General features: G+C 66.1%; 14 protein-coding genes. 7 read left to right on the top strand and 7 right to left on the bottom strand.

Annotated features, from left to right (window positions below; genetic code table 11):
- Positions 1-253: 253 nt before the first annotated feature.
- Positions 254-1,864, top strand: a complete 1,611-nt coding sequence (locus tag BM279_RS04070; RefSeq protein WP_093501145.1) for an ATP-binding cassette domain-containing protein — start codon at positions 254-256, stop codon at positions 1,862-1,864.
- Between the two features lie 92 nt (positions 1,865-1,956).
- Here the strand turns inward: BM279_RS04070 and BM279_RS04075 are convergent, their stop codons facing one another.
- The 3 genes from BM279_RS04075 to BM279_RS04085 form a co-directional block, all read right to left on the bottom strand.
- Positions 1,957-3,045: a 3-deoxy-7-phosphoheptulonate synthase gene (locus BM279_RS04075; protein WP_208604516.1), complete on the bottom strand. Its 1,089-nt coding sequence runs from the start codon at positions 3,043-3,045 to the stop codon at positions 1,957-1,959.
- A 429-nt stretch (positions 3,046-3,474) separates the two neighbouring features.
- Positions 3,475-3,903 carry an NUDIX hydrolase gene (locus BM279_RS04080; RefSeq protein WP_093501147.1) on the bottom strand — a complete coding sequence of 143 codons (429 nt, stop codon included), beginning with the start codon at positions 3,901-3,903 and terminating at the stop codon, positions 3,475-3,477.
- Positions 3,903-4,481, bottom strand: a complete 579-nt coding sequence (locus BM279_RS04085) for an LOG family protein (RefSeq protein WP_013793505.1) — start codon at positions 4,479-4,481, stop codon at positions 3,903-3,905. Before BM279_RS04085 ends, BM279_RS04080 begins: the two co-directional genes overlap by 1 nt.
- A 112-nt stretch (positions 4,482-4,593) precedes the next feature.
- Between BM279_RS04085 and BM279_RS04090 the strand changes: the two genes are divergently transcribed.
- The 3 genes from BM279_RS04090 (at position 4,594) to BM279_RS04100 (ending at position 7,659) form a co-directional block, all read left to right on the top strand.
- The gene (locus tag BM279_RS04090) at positions 4,594-5,601 is read left to right on the top strand and encodes a magnesium chelatase ATPase subunit I (RefSeq protein WP_093501149.1); all 1,008 of its coding nucleotides are present in this window, start codon (positions 4,594-4,596) and stop codon (positions 5,599-5,601) included.
- A complete protein-coding gene (locus BM279_RS04095) occupies positions 5,583-6,275 on the top strand; it encodes a vWA domain-containing protein (protein WP_167363095.1) in 693 nt (230 codons plus the stop codon). Before BM279_RS04090 ends, BM279_RS04095 begins: the two co-directional genes overlap by 19 nt.
- 67 nt (positions 6,276-6,342) lie before the next feature.
- Positions 6,343-7,659 carry a leucine-rich repeat-containing protein kinase family protein gene (locus tag BM279_RS04100; RefSeq protein ID WP_093501151.1) on the top strand — a complete coding sequence of 439 codons (1,317 nt, stop codon included), beginning with the start codon at positions 6,343-6,345 and terminating at the stop codon, positions 7,657-7,659.
- 50 nt (positions 7,660-7,709) lie between these two features.
- On the opposite strand, the gene BM279_RS04105 is transcribed toward BM279_RS04100, so the two are convergent.
- Positions 7,710-8,468: a hypothetical protein gene (locus BM279_RS04105; protein WP_093501153.1), complete on the bottom strand. Its 759-nt coding sequence runs from the start codon at positions 8,466-8,468 to the stop codon at positions 7,710-7,712.
- 51 nt (positions 8,469-8,519) lie between these two features.
- Positions 8,520-9,473: an AraC family transcriptional regulator gene (locus BM279_RS04110; protein WP_093501155.1), complete on the bottom strand. Its 954-nt coding sequence runs from the start codon at positions 9,471-9,473 to the stop codon at positions 8,520-8,522.
- 143 nt (positions 9,474-9,616) lie between these two features.
- Between BM279_RS04110 and BM279_RS04115 the strand changes: the two genes are divergently transcribed.
- From BM279_RS04115 to BM279_RS04125, 3 genes are read left to right on the top strand one after another with little or no spacing between them, the layout of a single operon-like run.
- Complete coding sequence (locus tag BM279_RS04115; protein WP_093501157.1) at positions 9,617-10,006, top strand: hypothetical protein; 390 nt, start codon at positions 9,617-9,619, stop codon at positions 10,004-10,006.
- Positions 9,990-11,210, top strand: a complete 1,221-nt coding sequence (locus tag BM279_RS04120) for an MFS transporter (RefSeq protein WP_093501159.1) — start codon at positions 9,990-9,992, stop codon at positions 11,208-11,210. Before BM279_RS04115 ends, BM279_RS04120 begins: the two co-directional genes overlap by 17 nt.
- 20 nt (positions 11,211-11,230) lie before the next feature.
- The gene (locus BM279_RS04125; protein WP_167363088.1) at positions 11,231-13,501 is read left to right on the top strand and encodes a TonB-dependent receptor; all 2,271 of its coding nucleotides are present in this window, start codon (positions 11,231-11,233) and stop codon (positions 13,499-13,501) included.
- A 4-nt stretch (positions 13,502-13,505) separates the two neighbouring features.
- Here the strand turns inward: BM279_RS04125 and BM279_RS04130 are convergent, their stop codons facing one another.
- Both BM279_RS04130 and BM279_RS04135 read right to left on the bottom strand, forming a co-directional pair.
- Entirely contained in the window at positions 13,506-14,819 is a 1,314-nt protein-coding gene (locus BM279_RS04130; protein ID WP_093501163.1) for an MFS transporter, read from the bottom strand.
- A 449-nt stretch (positions 14,820-15,268) separates the two neighbouring features.
- Positions 15,269-16,180 (bottom strand): aldehyde dehydrogenase family protein (locus BM279_RS04135; protein ID WP_143103562.1); only part of this gene is annotated, 912 nt, incomplete at its 5' end.

Raw genomic sequence — 16,180 nt, forward strand, 5'->3', positions numbered from 1 at the left:
AACCGATTTGGTTTGCAGTCTGTAGGATGGGTGAAAACCCATCAATTGCCGATGGGTTGCACCCATCCTACTGCCTGCAGTTAGCCCATTAGTTTGCCGGGTTGCCCTCAGCCTGACCCAGGTTTACCCTGGCCGCTCATTCCCCGCCGGAGTTTCGTCCAATGCGCCAGTAATGCCGTCGTGTACGCACGACCTGTGATCGTCCGCCGTGGCCTTGTGCCGCGCGTTTTCACGGCATTGCCTGGAGTCATTCATGACGAACTCGCCTGTTATCGCGCTCGAGCGCGTGTCCTTTCATTTCCCCGATGGCCAGCCATTGTTCGATGAGCTGAGCGAAACCTTCGATGCCCGCCACACCGGCCTGGTGGGGCGCAACGGTGCCGGCAAGAGCGTGCTCGGCCGGCTGCTCGCTGGGCTCTTGCCGCCAAGCGCCGGGCGCATCGTGCGGCAGGCTCGGGTTGCCTATCTGCCCCAGACTATCGACGTGGACGACACCACCCGCGTCGTCGACCTGATGGGCTTCGCGGCACCTTACGATGCGCTGTGTCGAGTGGCCGACGGGCGCATGGGGGAGAACGATATCGAGCTGCTCGACGGCCGCTGGGACATCGCCGAGCGCTTGCATCTGGCGCTGCAGGACGACGGCTTGGCGCATCTCGCGCTGCATGGCCCGGCCGCCCAGCTCAGCGGTGGTGAGCGTAGGCGGGTGGCACTGCTCGGCGCGTTTCTGGGCGATGCCGACCTGTTGATTCTCGATGAACCCAGCAACCACTTGGATCGGGCCAGCCGGCTGCGCCTCTATCGGCGCCTGCAGCAGTGGCCGGGTGGGCTGGTGGTGATCAGCCATGATCGCGAACTGCTGGAGGGCATGCAGCGCATCGTCGAACTTTCGCCTTTAGGGTTGCGCGCGTATGGCGGCAACTATGGTTTTTACCGCGAGGCGCGACAGCGCGATGAGCAAGCCGCCCAGCAGGCCCTGGCGCATGCCCGTAGCGAACGCAAACGCGGCGAGCGTGAACTGCAGGCCCAGCAGCAACGCCAGCAGCGCCGCATCGCCAGCGCAAGCCGAGATGCACGGCATGCCAATCAGGCGCAGATTCTGCTGGATCGCCAGAAGGGCCGCAGCGAGGCCAGCGCCGGCCGGTTGCAGCAGCGCCTGCAAGCGGTCAGCCGCGACCTCGACGACGCCGTGCGCGATGCGGCGCAGCGGGTGCACGAAGGCCACGCCATCCAGCTGCACGGCAAGGCTGGCGGCCTGGCCGAGGGCAGGCGGGTGCTCAGCCTGCGGGGCGTGCGGGCGCCCTATTCAGGGGCCGCCTTGCCGGACATCGAGATGTTCGGCCCGCGACGGCTGGCCATCAGCGGGCCTAACGGTTGTGGCAAGTCGAGCCTGCTGGCGATGCTTGCCGGGCGGCTGGCCGCCGTTGCCGGCGAGTGTCGGGTCGAGGTGCCGCTGGCCTATCTGGATCAGCAGCTTTCCTGCCTGCCGGGCAATGAAACGGCGCTGGATCACCTGCGTCGCTGCAGCCCTGGGCTGCCCGAGGCACTGGCCCGTACGCGACTGGTTCACCTGGGGCTCGATGCCCTGCGTGCCGTGCTGCCGTGCCGCCAGCTCAGCGGCGGTGAGCGCCTCAAGCTGGCGCTTGCCGGGGTGATAGACGGGGAATCGGCAGCGCCCCTGCTGCTGCTCGACGAGCCCGACAACCATATCGACCTCGACTCGCTGTTGGCCGTCGAGGCCATGCTGCGCGACTACCGCGGGGCGCTGATTTTGGTCTCCCACGACGCCGCGTTCATCGAGGCATTGGCCATCACCGATCGCCTGCAGTGGACGGCCCAGGGCTGGCAGTACGAGCGGGCATGATCCGTAAATCCACGTGGTAGCCCGTGGTCGAGCGCAGCGATACACGGGAAAGCTGTCCTGGGTATCGCCACGCCCAACGCCAGGCTACGAGGTCAGACCAGGTGACGCATGCGGATGGCAGCGTCCACCAGCATGCGTTCGGTGCCGGCCCAACCCAGACAGCCGTCGGTGATCGACACGCCGTAGCGTAGCTCGCCGCCCAGGCTCTGGGCGCCGTCGAACAGGTGGCTTTCGATCATCACCGCGCGCAGCGAGCCATCGCCGGCCAGGCGCTGGTCGAGCACGTCGCTGAGTACCTCGGGCTGGCGCAGCGGGTTCTTGCCGCTGTTGGCATGGCTGCAGTCGACCATGATCCGTGGCGCGATGCCCTGACGCTCCAGCTCGGCCCGCGCGGTGGCGACGCTGGCGGCGTCGTAGTTCGGCGCGCCATGGCCGCCGCGCAGCACCAGGTGGGTGTCCGGGTTGCCGTGGGTTTGCACCAGCGCCGGGCGACCCTGCGGATCGACGCCGAAGTGCTGGTGCGCATGGGCCGCCGAGCGCATGGCGTCGCAGGCGATGCCGAGGCTGCCGTCAGTGCCGTTCTTGAAGCCCACCGGCATCTCCAGGCCGCTGACCAGCTCGCGATGCACCTGGGATTCGCTGGTGCGTGCGCCGATGGCCGCCCAGCCGAGCAGGTCGTCGAAGTAGCCAGCCACCAGCGGCTGGAGGATCTCGCTGGCCAATGGCAGGCCCAGCTCCAGCAACTTGAGCATCAATTTTCGCGAACGACGCAGGCCTTCGGCCATGTCGCCACTGCCATCCAGTGCCGGATCGTAGACCAGGCCTTTCCAGCCCACCGTGGTGCGCGGCTTCTCGACGTAGGCGCGCATCACCAGCAGCAGGCGATCGCCCACACGCTGGCTCAGTGCGGCCAAGCGCTCGGCGTACTCGAGTACGGCGGCATCGTCGTGCAGGGAGCAAGGGCCGACCACCACCAGCAGGCGCGGGTCATGGCCATCGAGAATGGCGCGGATCGACTGGCGTTGCTGCTGCACCTGGCGGGCGAGGGCGGTCGAGAGTGGCAGCTCTTCGCGCAATTGGGCGGCGGTAGGCAGAGGCGAGGTGTGGCGACGGCTCGGGGCGGCGACCAGATGCAGGTCGGCGGCTTTGGCGGTGGAGCGGGAATTGACGGCTACGGACATGGTGATTTCCTCGGCCGGCGCGGACGTTACCGCGCGCGGCGCACTATCGGGCTCGATGGGATGTTCGATTGAGTGGTTGAGCGGCGTGAGCGCCGGTAAATCGCCAGCTGTAGCGGTAATAGGTCTGGTAGGTGGCGTATGCAGTCATGGTGAAATCCTCTGTGAACGATCGATGTGCCGGAAAAACAAAACCCCCGGTCGGGAGGCCGACCGGGGGTTTCGAGAAACTGTCTGGTGGCGACCCTGAGTTGCTAGGGCGCCTGTGGGGTATCAGGCGCGCCTGTGGCTAAACCAATACCCATAAAAATACGAGGCCGCCGCGACCACAGATGCCTGGGCACGCGCGATCACGATGCAGGCTGCATCGAGGCGAGTGGCGTTCAGAATCGGGGATGTGGACATGTGCGGCTCCGTTGAATGGGCTCGACGTTAATTCATCGTGGTGGTCGATTGCAAGCGCCGTTCGTTGAGCGCGCACGCTGCCTTGCGCGTCGCCACGGTCAGCGGCTCTGGCAGGCCATCGAGGGCGAACCAGCCGATATCGCTGTGTTTCTCGGGCTCGACGTTGCGCACTTCGCCGTCGAAGGTATCGGCCAGGTAGACCGGTGCCAGCCAGTGTTCGCCGCGCTGCGCGTCGATCTGATCGACCACGCAGAGCAGGCTCAGCGACGTCAGGCGGATGGCCAGCTCTTCCTCGATTTCGCGGCGCACCGCCTGCTCGACCGGCTCCAGCCAGTCCACCTTGCCGCCGGGCAGCCCCCAGCAGCCGGCTTCCGGCTCACGCAGGCGGCGTACCAGCAGCAGACGGCCGTCCTGCATGATGGCGGCGCCGCAGCCCAGTCGTGGTTGAGCGTTCATCAGGTCTCCTTGCGACCGATCCACTTGCCCACCTGCGGCGCTTCATAGCCATCGATCGCCGCCAGCAGCGCGTCAATATCCTGTTCGACGATCAGCATCTCGCGGTGCGGCGCCTTGACGAAGGCTTCGTCGACCATGTGATCGAGAAATGCCGCGAGGCGGTCGTAGTAACCGTTGATATTGAGCAGCGAGCAGGGCTTCTGGTGATGGCCCAGTTGCGCCCAGGTCCATACCTCGAAGAGCTCTTCCAGGGTGCCGACACCGCCGGGCAGGGCGATGAAGCCATCCGACAGTTCGGCCATCAGCGCCTTGCGTTGGTGCATGGAGTCGACGATGCGCAGGTCGTCGAGGCCGGTGTGGGCGACTTCCTTCTCCCACAGCGAACGCGGGATCACCCCGATCACTTCGCCACCGGCTTCGAGCGCGGCGTTGGCCACGGCGCCCATCAGGCCGACGGACGCGCCGCCGTACACCAGGCCGATGCCGGCCTCGGCGAGGGTTTTGCCGAGGCGCGTGGCGGCCTCGAGGTAAACGGGATTGGAGCCCGCGTTGGAGCCACAGAAAATGCACAGGCGCATCGAAATCTCCCTGATGGTTCGGCATGCCAAACCAGCGACCTTAGCAGACGAGCGGGGCTGCGCACGACCGCTCGCTGCTACAATGCCGCCTTTGCCCAGCCCGGATCGCCCCATGACCGACACCGTCCATTTCCCCCTCGCCGCCGTGGTCGGCGCCGACTCCCTGAAATTGGCGCTGTGCCTGGTGGCGGTGGATCCGGCCATCGGCGGCGTGCTGATCGAAGGCCCGCGGGGCATGGCCAAGTCGACCCTGGCCCGTGGCCTGGCAGCGCTGTTGGAAAGCGGCGTGTTCGTCACCCTGCCGCTGGGCGCCAGCGAAGAGCGCATCGTCGGCACCCTCGACCTGGACGCGGCCCTGGGCGAAGGCCGCGCGCAGTTCTCGCCTGGCCTGCTGAGCAAGGCCGACTGCGGCGTGCTGTATGTCGATGAGGTCAACCTGTTGCCCGATCATCTGGTCGACTTGCTGCTCGATGCGGCGGCCAGCGGCGTCAACCACGTCGAGCGCGACGGCATTTCCCACCGCCACGCTGCGCGCTTCGTCCTGATCGGCACCATGAACGCCGAAGAAGGCGAGCTGCGCCCGCAACTGCTCGACCGCTTCGGCCTCAACCTGGCCCTGGATGGCCAGCCGCAGCCGGGGGCGCGCGCCGAGATCGTCCGCCGTCGCCTGGCCTTCGATGCCGACCCCCAGGCGTTCGTTGCCAGGTGGGCCGAGCAGCAGCAGGCCCTGGCCGCGCGCTGTGGGCAGGCGCGCGCGCGCGTGACGGGCATCGCCCTCGATGACAGGGCGCTCGACGCCATCACCCAGCGCTGCTTCGCCGCTGGCGTCGATGGCCTGCGTGCCGACCTGGTCTGGCTGCGCGCCGCCCGTGCCCATGCCGCCTGGCGCGGCGCCGATGCCATCAGCGAGGAGGATATCGAGGCCGTGGCCGACTTCGTGCTGCGCCACCGTCGTCGCCACGCGCCGCCGCAACAGCAGGCGCAACCGCCAGCCAGCCCGCCGCCCCAGGCGCCGAGCGAACAACCCGCTGCAGGCGAAGGGCAGTGGGGCGAGCTGCCTGCGCAGGCGCAACGCACCGGCGAGCGCCGCGAGCCGCCGCGCTGGGCAAAAAAGCCCTAGGCATTCCCCCGCGCGCCAAGGCGGGGACGGATGCCAGACCGACACCAGGCAAACAGGCAGGCGGGCGCAGCGGTGCCAAGCGGCGCGGCGACAGCGGTACCATCGACTGGCTCGCCACCTTGCTGCAAGGCAAGCCCAGGCGTCGTGCCGACCTGCAACACCGCCCGCGCAGCACCGCCCCTACACAGCTGTGGCTGATCGTCGTCGATGCCTCGGCCTCGACCCGCCGCCACGGCGCCCTGAGCAAGGCCAAGGGCCTGCTCGCCGAGCTGTTCGAGCGGGCCTACCGGGAGCGTGCCCGTATCGCCGTGCTCGACGCCCACGGCACGCAGCCGCAATGGCACTGGCAGGGCCAGAAAGCCTCTTGTGCCCTGCAAGGCTGGTTGAGTGAACTCGGCGCAGGCGGTGGCAGCCCGCTGATCCCGGCCCTGCAGCAGGCCCACGACTGGCTGCAGCGCCGCCAACGCCTCAAGCCGGGCGAGGCGCAACGACTGCTGGTGGTCACCGACGGGCGTTTGCGCGAATGGCCGGCGCTGGCGCCCAGCCCATGCCCGGCCACTCTGGTGGATATCGAGTGCGCGCCGATCCGTCTGGGGCGCGCCGCGCAACTGGCGGGTGAGCTGGGTGCGGACTACTGCCATATCGAGTCGCTGCCCCAGCTGCCCCGGCTCTGAGCGTTTCCTTGGCCACCTGGTGTTGCCGTAGACTGGCGCGCCAACTCCGCAACAAGGCCAACCCTCGATGCACACCCTCGACCAATTGCGTTCCGGCCAGCTCAAGGGCATCAGCCGCCTCGATCTGTCCGCGTCGCTCACGCACTTTCCCGAGGAAATATTCACCCTGGCCGACAGCCTGGAAGTGCTCAACCTGAGCGATAACCAGCTCAGCGACCTGCCCGAGGACCTGCACCGGTTGCATCGCCTGCAGGTGCTGTTCTGCTCGAACAACCGCTTCGAGCATGTGCCCGAATCCGTGGGGCGCTGCCCGTCACTGCGTATGGTCGGCTTCAAGTCCAACCGTATTCGCCAGCTGAGTGCGGGGGCGCTGCCGCCGCGTCTGCGCTGGCTGGTTCTTACCGACAACTGCCTGGAAACCCTGCCCGCCGAACTGGGCGACTGCAGCGAGCTGCAGAAGCTGATGTTGGCCGGTAACCGCCTGCGTGAGCTGCCGGCGAGCCTGACGCGGTTGCACAAGCTGGAGCTGCTGCGCATCGCCGCCAACCAACTGCCCGCCTTGCCGGATTTCCTGCTGCAACTGCCCAGCCTGGCCTGGCTGGCCCATGCCGGAAACCCCTTCGATGAAGCGGGCGCGCTCGAGTCCCACACGCCCGATGTGAGCTGGGCCGACTTGCAGCTGGGCGAGGTACTGGGCCAGGGCGCATCGGGCATCATCCACCGCGCCGACTGGCAGCGGGCCGATGGCCAGCGCCAGGCCGTGGCCCTGAAACTGTTCAAGGGGCAGATGACCAGCGATGGCACGCCGCAGAGCGAAATGGCCGCGTGCCTCATGGTCGGCCAGCATGCCAATCTGATCGGCGCGATTGGCCGCGTCGTCGACCATCCGCAAGGCGAGCAGGGCTTGTTGCTGAGCCTGGTCGAGCCGCGTTTCAGCATCCTCGCCGGGCCGCCGAGCCTGGAAAGTTGCAGCCGCGATGTCTATCCGAGCGACTGGCGCGTGCCGTTAGTCAAGGCGCTGCGTACTGCCAGTGGCATCGCCTCGGCGCTGCGTCACCTGCACGAGCGCGGCGTCATCCATGGCGATCTCTACGGCCATAACATCCTGATCGACGAGGCCGGCAACGCGCTGCTCGGCGACTTCGGCGCGGCGTCCTTCCTGCCCGCTGCAACGCCGCTGCAACAGGCGTTGCTGCAGCGTATCGAGGTGCGTGCGTTCGGCATTTTGCTCGAGGAGCTGCTGCAGCGCTGCGACGTGCCAACTGGGCGCGCAGCGCAGTTGGCCGAGCTGGTGCGGCGCTGCAAGCAACCGGAGGTCGGCGCCCGCCCGGCGTTAAGCGAGATCGATGAGGCCCTGGCTGCGCTGCTCGGGCAGCACGGGTGAGCCAAGTGCAGATGCCGAGACGGACCTGCTGCCGATCTGATTTCACTCGGTCATTCGGTATAGCGCAGCACCAGCAGCTCGCGGTTTGCGATGCTGTCCGCAAACAGTGTCCGAACCTGCAGCTCGTTATCCTCGCGGGCGTATAGGCGGCTCAGCAGATCGAGCAGGCTGGTGGTCTGGGGCTCATCAAGCACCCGTGAGCGACGGAAGGCTATGAGGCTGGCGCCTATGCCGAACAGGGCGTAGCCGTAGTGGTTTTCCAGATGCTCGGCCAGGCGAAAATTCTCTTGCGGCGACAGATCGCTTGAAAAGTAGCCGTTGGCGAAGCCGTAAATCGCCTCGCAGGCGCGTTGCACGGGAATCCGCAGTAGATAGCATTCGTCATCGATTACCGGCAGCAAGTCGGTATTGGCAGCCATCAGGTCGGCGAGGCTGTCTTCATCCACGCGCAGATCCTTGGCGAACAGATCGTCGAATGAAGTTTCCTGCAGCGTGCGTTCGAACCCCAGGCGACGGATGTGCAGGCGCTGCTGCAGCGACAGGTCATCCCGTGGATAGCCATCTTCCAGCCAGCTCGCGGCGATCCCCGCCTCCTGCAGCCAGTCGCCGCTGTCCAGATCATGGCGGTGGCTCGCATGCATCGCGGTGTAGAGCGCCTGGCCCAGGTCGTCCAGGGTGAACAGATGGCGATGCCCGTCGGGCGCATCGTCATAGGCGCTCAGCAGCTCTTGCAGCGAGGCCGGCTGGTGCAGCCTGAAGCATTGGCCGAGCAGACGGTCGTCGGGTTCATGTTCGAGATCGAGTCGCATAGGGCACCCATTGGAACGAGTAGGAGCCCATCATAGCGCCCCTGTACCCGCTCATTGTCTGGCTTGCGAGGGAGGAAACCCGTACTGGCGCTTGAAGGCGGCGCTGAAGCTGCTGAGGTGTTCATAACCGGCCAGGCTGGCTGCCTCTTCGATCGACAGTGATTGCTGACAGATGGCGTGATAGGCCTGCTCCAGGCGGCGCCTGCGCAGATAAGCGGCGATGGTGATGCCGTTACGGCTGCGGAAGGCGTTCTGCAGATCGACCGGGTTGGTGCCGAGCTGGCGGGCCATCTCGGTGATACTGAGGTCGTTCGCTTCGCCACTGTCGAGCCAACCCCTGAGGCGCAGCAGGCAGCGTTCGAGGTGGTTGCCGAGGCGTTTCTCCGGCGGCGCATCGATGCCGCGCAGGATGTCGCTGGCCAGGTCGAGGGCGAAGCTTTCCCGTTGCAGGCGCTGCAGCAGCGGAGGTAGGCCGGCATCGCGCGCCAGCAGCTGGTGAGCGCGCTGGAGGATTTCCGCTGACGGCTGCCAGGGCAGGTTTTGCCAGTGGTTGCGGCTGAAGCGCAGCAGGTTGTCGCTGCACAACTGGCTGGCGAAGGCGAAATGCTGCAGCCAGCCTGGGGTGATGCTCAGGCACACCTTGGTTTCCTGGCGCTCGCATTGCCAATGACGCTGAAACTGGTCCGCATCGGTGAGGTTGACCAGCATGGCGCGCTGGCCGCCTGGGCGCGCATCGAAGTGCAGGCGCTGGTGCGGCAGGCTGACCTCCGCCTCGCCGCTCAGCAGGAAGGCGGCGGTGATTCCCGGAGCCAGACGATTTTGGCTGCTGGCATCGACCAGATCGCGGCTCTGGCTGAAGTACAGCACCAGGCCGTCGCCGAGTATCTGCACCTGCTGCTCGCCATCCAGCACCGGCAGTTCGCCCGGCATCTCGCGCTGGAAATGCAGGTTGCCGCCCAGGTTATGGGCGACGTCGCTGAGCTGGCCACAGGTGAAGACCGTCATGGCGGGTCTCTCGGGAAGTTTGCTTGCGGCTAATTTTTCCTTTTTTTCGCCTAAGCGGGCAAGCTTGTTCAGAATTATTCTCATGTGCAATGCAATCGCAGCCGGTGGGGTTGCGTCGAATCGCTCAGGGGAATCGTGTCGCCATGGGTTTGTTCATCACGGAAACGGCCGTGGTCGAGGCCGTATTCGCCGACGACGTCAGCCTTGACGACATCCGCGACTGGCTGGCGCACATCGAGCGCCTTATCACCCGTCGCCAGGCGTTCTACTTCATCTCGAGTACCCAGGTCGGCGCCAGCCTGGCCGAGGGTTATCGCGCCGTGCAGGGGGCCTGGTACAAACGCCACAAGGCGGATTTCCGGAGCTGCTGCCGTGGCCTGGTACGTATCGCCATGGACGCCGAGGAGTGTGAGCGTCTCGATGCGCCGGCCCTGCACGCCGCCTGGGGCGTGCCTTATTTCGTGACCCTGGAGCGTGAGCAGGGTTTTCAGTGGATCGCCGAGCGCATGGTGAGCGATGCAACAGTCCAATGACTTCACGCCGGTAACGCGGCTGGGCCTGACGGTCATCGTCGTGCTCTACCTGGCTCACGCATTACCGCTGTATTTCTTCAACGTGGCGCTGCCAGCCATCCTGCGCAGCCAGGGCGTCGATCTGCGCTGGATCGGCATGCTCGCCCTGCTGTACATCCCCTGGGCGTTCAAGTTCATCTGGGCGCCGCTGGTCGATCGCCATTACCTGCATGCGCTCGGTCGGCGCCGCACCTGGTTGTGGCTGACCCAGGCCGCGTTGGTGGCCGGCCTGGTGGCCCTCGCCATGAGTGGGCTCGAGCATGGCCTGCTGTTGTTCGTGCTGATCGGCCTGTGGATATCCACCTTCGCCGCGACTCAGGACATCGCTATCGACGGCTATACGGTCGAGTCGCTGGCAAGCGAGGATCACCGCCTGGGCAGCATGGCGCAGAGCATGGGCGTGGCACTGGGCAGCCTCTTCGGCGGTGCCGGCGTGCTCTGGCTGTACCAGGCCACTGGCTGGCAGACCGCCTTGCTGGCACTGGCACTGATGACTGCACTGCCCATGTTGGCAGTGACACGCGTCGAAGAGCGTCATTCGCCGTCCGCTGAGCGACCCAGCTTCATCCACACGTTGCGACGGCCTGAAATGCGCTGGGCGCTATTGCTGATTCTGCTCTATCGCGCGGTTGAAGCGCCGGCGATGGCCATGCTCACGCCGCTACTGGTGGACCAGCAGTGGTCGCTGGCGCAGATCGGTGTGCTGATGTCAGTGGCCGGTGCCAGCCTCGGTCTGTTGGCGGCAGTACTGACTGCCAAAGCCCTGAAGACCCAAGCGGCGGAGGGGTTGCTGATCCGCGCCGGCTGGTGGCGCAGCGGCATCTACCTGCTGCTCGCCGCGTTGCTGGCCAGCGGCCTGGCTGCCACCTCGACGGCCTGGCTCGGCCTGGTGGTACTGGCCATTCTGGCGCTGCGCTACATGGCGATGACCAGCCTCTATGCCCTATTCATGCGCCTGTGTTCGCGCCAGCAGGCCGGTACCGATTTCACCGTTTTGGTGTGTTTCGAGTTGCTGGTGTTCTTCATCGGCGGCTCGCTGTCCGGCTTCCTGGCCAAGGGGCTGGGCTATGAAACCTACTACCTGCTGCTGGGGGGGCTGTCGGTGCTCAGCGTGCTGGTCTGCAAACCGCTCATCAAGAAACTCTCTTCCGGCTTCGCTTCGTAACTTATCCACAGGGGAACATCATGCGGCATCTTTCGGCATCCATGCAGGTCACGCTTCTGAGTCTGGCGATCAGTGCCCAGGTGTTCGCCCAGAGTGAGGAGCGCGCGGCAGCCGGCAGCAGCCAGGTCCGGGAACTGGGGCCAATGGTGGTGACGGCCACCCGTTCGGCCAAGAGCATCGCCGAGATCGCCGGCACGGTTTATGGCATCGAGCGTGAGCAGATCGTCGAGCAGGCCGCCGCTGGCCGTTCCACTGCCGATATCCTCGGCCAGCTGGTGCCCTCGCTGGCGCCGAGCAGTGGCACCACCAGCAACTACGGCATGACCATGCGCGGTCGCACCGTGCAGGTGATGATCGACGGCGTGCCGCTGACCGGCTCGCGCGACGGTTCGCGCCAGCTCAACAGCATCAGCCCAGCGATGATCGAGCGCATCGAAGTGATTTCCGGCGCTACCAGCATCTATGGTGCCGGAGCCACCGGTGGCCTGATCAACATCATCACCCGCAATGCCGACGAAGAGACCAGTGATTTCAGCAGCCGCATCGGCCTGCGCACCCCAGGTCGCGCCGCCCGTGACGCCATGGCCTACGAGGCCTCGCAGACCGCCGCCTTCCATCAGGGCGCAGTCAGTGGTTTCGCCGGCCTGAGCTTCACCAAGCAGGGCGAGATCCGCGATGCCGACGGTGATCGCATCGGCCCGGAAATTTCCCAGACCGACCGCCAGGACACCACCAGCTTCGACTTCAACGGCCGCCTGACCTGGCACCTCGACGATGACCAGCAACTGAGCGGCGGCGTGCGCTATTACGACGACGAACAGGACAGCGATTACGGCCCGGACTACGGCCCCAACCTGTCGGCCTTGCTGGTGCCCAACTACCAGCCCAGCCACGAGGCCGTGGATGGCCTGCAGCTCGACGATCAGCCACGCACCCGCCATTACGGCGCCAACCTGCAATACCTCAACCGCGACCTGTTCGGCGGCCAACAGTTGACGGCCGAGGTTTACTACCGCAAGGAGAAATCGCGCTGGTTCCCGTTCGCCAGTCGCGCAGCGAATGCCGCGTTGCCCGGTGGCGTGGCCAACGTGGTGCTGCAATCGAGCACCGATATCGATGTGTGGGGCCTGCGCACCGCGCTGCAGAAAGGCTTCACCCTGGGCGGACGCGACCTGCAACTGACCTACGGCCTCGATCACGAGCGTGAGCAGGATCGTCAGGACGGCCAGTTCTATGACTTCAACAACTTCTTCGCCAGCAATGGCCTGAATTACCGCGAGACCTTCAGTTCCTCCATGGGCCCAGACGTGCAAGTGAGCAAGACCGGCGCATTCCTACAGGGCGACTACCCGCTTACCGAGCGCCTCAGCCTGCAAGCCGGGGTGCGCCGCGAAACCATCCGCAACGAGGTGGACGATTCCATCCCCTATGGCGAGGCGGTCACTGCTGCCAGCGTGACCGGCTACCAAGCGCGCACCCTCGAGGGCGGCAACGTGCGCCACAGCGAAACCCTGTTCAACCTCGGCGCCGTGTACGCGCTGACCGATGCCCAGCAGTTGTTCGCCAACTTCTCCCAAGGCTTCAGCCTGCCCGACACGCAGCGCATGTTGCGTGACGTGCCGGCCAACTTCGTGATCGATAGCAGCAGCATCGATTCGATCAAGGTGAACAACTACGAACTGGGCTGGCGCCTCGGCGAGGCCGGCGGCCTGAATGCCGGGGTGACCGCGTTCTACAACACCTCCGACAAGGTGGTGCAGTTCAACCGTGATTTCAGCGTGTCGGTGGCCGACACCGACGAGCGCGTGTGGGGCGCCGAAGGCAATCTTCAGGTGCCGGTGACCGAGGGCTGGATGGTGGGCGGCACCCTGGCCTACACCCGTGGCCAGTACAAGGACGCCGCCGGCAACTGGCGCGAGCTGAATGCCTTTCGCGTCTCGCCGCTCAAGGCCACCCTCTACAGTGACTGGCGTTTCGCTGACGGCTACGGCGTACGCCTGCAGGCGCTCACCGTGGGCGGTAGCGATCGCGCCTATGACGACGCCCAGTCCGCGGCGGTCAGCCCGACTATTCGCGCCACGCCGGCGACCAAGATCCAGGGCTATACCGTGGTCGACCTGATCGCCCACGCGCCCTGGCTTGGCGGCGAGGTTGGCTTTGGCGTCTACAACCTGGCCGATCGCGACTACAAGACCGTCTACGGCCAGCAGGCGGCAGCCACCTACGGGGCGATCTCCAGCCTGCCGGCGCAGGGCCGTACCTTTGGCCTCAGTTACTCGGTGGCGTACTGATCGCTCAGGTGCGGTAATCCAGCGAACGCTTCGACGACTCCGGCAGCGCCAGGCCACCAGCCAGCGCCAGCAGGGCGATGGCGATCAGGTAGAAGGCCGGCGACATGCGGTTGCCGGTCACCTCGATCAGCCAGGTGGCGACCAACGGCGCGGTGCCGCCGAATACCGTGTAGGCCAGGTTGTAGGTGAACGCCGAAGCCGTGTAGCGCACGCGGGTGGGGAACTGCTCGGAGAGCAGTACGGCGGTCACCACGCCGCAGATCACCGCGCCCACGGCCAGCAGCATCGCGCCCACCGCCGAGGCCCACAGGGTGCCGGAGGCGGCCAGGGTGAAGGCGGGGTACACCGCGACGATCAGCGCGATGCCGGCGGTGAGGATGGTGCGCCGACGGCCGACGCGGTCCGAGTAGCGGCCCACCAACGGGCACAGCAAGGCGGCGAAGAACAGCGCCACCAGGCTGGCGAGCAGGGCGGTCGGCCTGGCCGCGCCGCCGACCACCTGCATGTAGGTGGTCAGGTAGGTGGTGAACATGTAGAACGACAGTGCTGTGGCGGAGATGAACGCCGACAGGCACAGCACGGTGCCGCCATGCTCGCGCAGGGTTTCGCGCAGCGGCGAGTGTTCAGGGTGGGCTTGCGCCGCCAGGGCCTGGAAGGCCGGCGATTCGTCCAGGCGCAGGCGCATATACAGGCCGACCAGACCCAGGGGCGCGGCGATCAGGAAGGGCACGCGCCAGCCCCAGGCCTGCATTTGCGCTTCGTCCAGCCAGAGGCCCATGCCGAACACCAATCCGGCCGCACAGGCGAAAGCCGCGAAGGTCGAGACCGGCACGAAGCTGCCATAGCGCGCCTTCTGCTCGGTGGGTGCGTGCTCCATGACGAAAGCGCAGGCACCAGCGTATTCACCGCCGGCGGAGAATCCCTGCAGGCAGCGGGCCAGGGCCAGCAGCAGCGGGGCGACCAGGCCGATGCTGGCGTAGGTGGGTAGCAGACCGATCAGGGTGGTGGCGCCGGCCATCAGCAGCACGGTGATCGACAGCACGCGCTTGCGGCCGATGCGGTCGCCGAGAATACCGAAGACGATGCCGCCCAGCGGGCGCAGTGCGAACGATACGGCGAACACCGCGAAGGTCTGCAGCAGAGCCAGGGTCGGGTCTCCCGGCGGAAAGAACAGCGAGGCGATGGTCACGGCAAGAAAGCCGTAGACCGCGAAATCGAACCACTCGACGAAGTTGCCGATGGCCGAAGCGGCGATCACCTTGCGCAGGGTGCCGAGATCGACGTGCGTAGCCGATTGTGGATAAGTGGTTACGCCCATGGCTGCCTCCCGCAGTTTTCCGATATTGGACGCGCTTGGCTCGGGCCTTGGCGTCCATCTGTGGATAACCTACGTGGCTCGCCGGGTATGGCGGGGTTCGAGTGCGACCTGAGGGTAGTCGTGAGCGACAGCGGGACTTTGAGCGCCTTGCTGTTGGCAAATCATCGATCTTGCGGTGTGACGCTGGTGGATAAGCTTCGCGTTATCCCCCCTACGAGTTGATCGGTGCGCATCGCACGTTCGTGGGAGCGGGCCATGCCCGCGATTCGCGCGCATGGCGCGCTCCCACATAAGGCCACGTGCATGATCTTGAACCTCGTAGCCCGGGTCGAGCGCAGCGACACCTGGAAAAACCACCGCCGATCCACCGCCCATAAAAAAGCCGACCCTGAGGTCGGCTTTCTCTTTACGGCGCAGAGCGGGCCGGCGGCGGAGCGCCGAGCCGTTTCTTACAGCGCGTCGCGGCTGCTGGCGCCATCGACCAGACGGGCGATGCCCAGCGGGTTGGCGTTCTTCAGGGCGTCGGGCAGCAGCGCGTCCGGGCAGTTCTGGTAGCAAACCGGGCGCAGGAAGCGGTCGATGGCCAGAGTGCCGACCGAGGTGCCGCGGGCGTCGGACGTCGCCGGGTACGGGCCGCCGTGCACCATGGAGTCGCAGACTTCCACGCCGGTCGGGTAACCGTTGAACAGCACACGGCCGACTTTCTGCTCGAGCAGCGCGAACAGCTCTTCGCTGCCGGCCAGGTCGCCCGGCTCGGTGAGCAGGGTGGCGGTCAACTGGCCGTGCAGGCCGTTGATTGCCTTGAGCAGTTCGGCCTTGTCAGCTACTTCGACGACGATGGTGGTCGGGCCGAAGACTTCTTCCTGCAGCAGTTCGTCGCCGTTCAGCAGCAGGCTAACATCGGCTTTGAACAGTTGCGGGCGAGCCTGGCTGCCTTCCTGCTTGGCGCCGGTCAGGTGGGTGATGCCCGAATGCGCATTCAGCGCTTCGAGGCCTTTCACGTAGCTCTTCAGGGTGCCGGCGTTGAGCATGGTTTGCGGCTGCTGCTCGGCCATCTTGGCGGTGAAGGTTTCCAGGAAGGCGCTGAACTCCGGCGAACGAATACCGATCACCAGGCCCGGGTTGGTGCAGAACTGACCACAGCCCATGACCACCGAACCGGCCAACTCGCCAGCGATCTTCTCGCCACGCGCCTTGGCGGCTTCCGGCAGGAGGATGACCGGGTTGATGCTGCTCATCTCGGCGAACACCGGGATCGGCTGCGGGCGTGCCGCGGCCATGTCGCACAGGGCGCGACCGCCTTTGAGCGAGCCGGTGAAGCCGACGGCCTGGATGGCCGGGTGCTTGACCAGCGCCTCGCC

It is taken from the genome of Phytopseudomonas straminea, assembly GCF_900112645.1.
GTDB classification, from domain to species: Bacteria; Pseudomonadota; Gammaproteobacteria; order Pseudomonadales; family Pseudomonadaceae; genus Aquipseudomonas; species Aquipseudomonas straminea.